Origin of the sequence: Blautia intestinihominis, assembly GCF_040096655.1 — a bacterium.
In the GTDB taxonomy this organism is placed as follows: Bacteria; Bacillota; Clostridia; order Lachnospirales; family Lachnospiraceae; genus Blautia_A; species Blautia_A intestinihominis.
Genome location: NZ_JBBMEI010000152.1, coordinates 1 through 2,622, shown reverse-complemented (window position 1 = coordinate 2,622; position 2,622 = coordinate 1). Strand labels below are relative to the sequence as shown.

The window sequence follows — 2,622 nt, the reverse complement described above, 5'->3', positions numbered from 1 at the left end:
AGAAGATTGGCAATAAAGTAAATTGCATTGATGAAGAAATTCCGTTTGAATTGTCAGAAGGTTGGGCTTTTATTCGTCTAAAGACTGCATGGGAACTCATATCTGGAAGAGATTTGTCTCCATCAGAATATAACGATAAAAATGATGGAATTCCATATATTACAGGTGCAAGCAATTTTAGAAATGGGCATATTAGCTTAGTTCGTTGGACTACCGTTCCGCAAGTTATTACTCGGAGGGGAGACTTACTTCTGACTTGCAAAGGAACTATCGGCGAAATCGCACATAATAACTTTGGGGAAGCTCACATTGCGCGTCAAATTATGGCTATTCGCAATATCTATAGCCTTAATGTTGATTTTCTGGCATTATGCATTGAATATTCAATGACGAAAATCAAACAAGCTGCCAAGGGACTTATTCCGGGAATATCTCGTGAAGATATTCTTAACTTGGTTATACCTATTCCACCAACCAAAGAGCAAGAAAATATTTGCAACAAGCTCAAAACAACTTTTTCAGCAATAGAGCATATTGAGAAGAGTCTCAATTGAGGCACTTTTCGATTATAGCCAGGTGGCTAAATGCAACATTTATAGATTTATTAATGCGTTTCTGTTCAGATATCGGAGGAACTGCGATGAGCATTTCTTTTAATGTAAGTGGCTTTAATTCCTTTTGATTTGTTGATCCTTCACCTTTCTTTTCAAGTTCGGTTTGATGTGCCTTCATGAAAGCATATAGGTAATATGAGCTGATGCAACTAAAGCTACGAATTACCGTAACATGGGAATCAGGAACAATTAAGAGACCTGTAGTATTATCGGTATTTCTATAAATTCCGACTCGTCCAAGAGTACCTGTTCCGGTTGAGTTAATTACTATATCTCCATCTTGCATATGTTCATCAGTCGGATAACGTTTTATTGTGGTCTCGTCAAGATATTGAGCCAAACTAATATCTATGCCGTTGTATTTGGTGTTGCATTTCTGAGCAAATACAATAACATTGCTGATTTCTGCATATTTTGGAGACTTCCCTCGACGAATTTCTTTAACACAGCAATTTTCTAAACGCATCCATGTCCAAGTATCTGGAATATCATATGGTATTTCTTCATCAATGCAAGACACCTCACCATCAATCTTCTCATAATAAGAGGAGTGTAAACATCTTCGATATAATATTAGAGCGAATTTCTCGCAAAATTATTATATCGGAGGTGTCTTTTTATGGAGACAAAAATAACATTTGAAGAATATTTGAGAAAGGAAAATTTATCAGAAAATACGATAACATCGTATCTATGGACAGTGAATTATTTCAATGTGAATTACGATATTGTTAGCAAAGAAAATCTGCTTGCCTACAAAGGGTATTTGATGGAATTTTTTAAACCTAAAACAGTAAATCTACGTATACAAGCAATAAACAAATATTTGGAGTATTTAGAAGAACAGCAATTACAGTTGAAAGCTGTAAAGGTGCAGCAAAAAAACTTCTTAGAGAATGTTATCAGCAATGCAGATTACAATTTTCTTAAGAAGCAGCTCAAAAAGGATAGTAATATGGAATGGTATTTTGTAGTTTGGTATTTAGCAGCTACGGGAGCAAGAGTAAGCGAACTTATCCAAATAAAGATTGAACATATTGAAATCGGATATTTTGACCTATATACAAAAGGTGGAAAGCTTCGCCGATTATACATACCCCAAAAATTAAAGAAAGAAACTCTTGAATGGCTGGAGGAAAAACATCGTTCCTCCGGTTATTTGTTTCTTAACAGATATGGCGAAAGAATTACCACAAGAGGAATTTCACAACAGCTGAAAAACTACGCCGAGAAATATGGTCTTGATAAAAAGGTGGTTTATCCTCATTCATTCCGCCACAGATACGCAAAGAACTTCCTTGAAAAGTACAATGATATTGCTCTACTTGCCGACCTTATGGGGCATGAGAGCATTGAAACAACACGCATTTACCTTCGCCGTACTGCCAGCGAACAACAGGAACTTGTAGATAAAATAGTAACCTGGTAAAAATATTAAGCCGTCCTTGAATGAGGGCGGCTGTTTTCTAAAGTAATGCATTTGAAATCAAATCAAGCTGTTTATATGCAATATGAATAAGCTCGACAATTCTTGCTTGCTCTGCTAATGGAGGGATTGGAATAATCATAAGAGAAAGTGCATTAAGATATATTCCTTTTTGAGCTGTCCCTTTACTATTGTCAGTGAGCCATTTTTGAATTTGAGGAGATTGGACAATGTGCATCAAATATAAAGGATTAATTAAGCATGGTTTAATAACTGCAACGCTCCTTTGTAATGCAAAATGATTGTTGTTCTGAACTACTGCACTTCGACCAATACTGCCAACAATAGTAAGCAATACATCGCCAACTTCAATATTAGTACGTTGATTTTCAATTTTCCATTCTTCGTTTGTAATCCATCGTGATATTTCGTTCATTAAAATAGAATTATCATTTATATTTGCAGCACTTAACAAAGGGATGCCACTACCATTATTTGGTGGTGGATTATGAGAACCATCACTAATTGAAAGTGCGATTTCTCTCAGAGATGCCCAATTCCAACTATCTGGCAAATGTATTC

Annotated in this window: 4 protein-coding genes; 2 read left to right on the top strand and 2 right to left on the bottom strand. The window is 35.7% G+C overall.

Annotation, left to right across the window (positions count from 1 at the left end; translation table 11 throughout):
• Window positions 1-554, top strand: a 554-nt coding sequence (locus tag WMO75_RS19270; RefSeq protein ID WP_349078796.1) for a restriction endonuclease subunit S, incomplete at its 5' end; no start/stop codon positions are given.
• Here the strand turns inward: WMO75_RS19270 and WMO75_RS19265 are convergent.
• Window positions 547-1,134, bottom strand: coding sequence for a restriction endonuclease subunit S (locus tag WMO75_RS19265; protein WP_349078794.1), 588 nt, complete (start codon window positions 1,132-1,134; stop codon window positions 547-549). The genes WMO75_RS19270 and WMO75_RS19265 overlap by 8 nt on opposite strands.
• A 99-nt stretch (window positions 1,135-1,233) precedes the next feature.
• On the opposite strand from WMO75_RS19265, the gene WMO75_RS19260 reads away from it, so the two are divergent.
• Complete coding sequence (locus WMO75_RS19260) at window positions 1,234-2,043, top strand: tyrosine-type recombinase/integrase (protein ID WP_349078792.1); 810 nt, start codon at window positions 1,234-1,236, stop codon at window positions 2,041-2,043.
• 37 nt (window positions 2,044-2,080) lie between these two features.
• Here WMO75_RS19260 and WMO75_RS19255 read toward each other — a convergent pair.
• A partial coding sequence (locus tag WMO75_RS19255) for a restriction endonuclease subunit S (RefSeq protein WP_349078789.1) occupies window positions 2,081-2,622 on the bottom strand: 542 nt, incomplete at its 5' end.

What these genes read in the sequence shown, in the direction of transcription:
- WMO75_RS19260 (WP_349078792.1), top strand. Translation starts at nt 1,234, where the DNA reads ATGGAGACAAAAATAACATTTGAAGAATATTTGAGAAAGGAAAATTTA.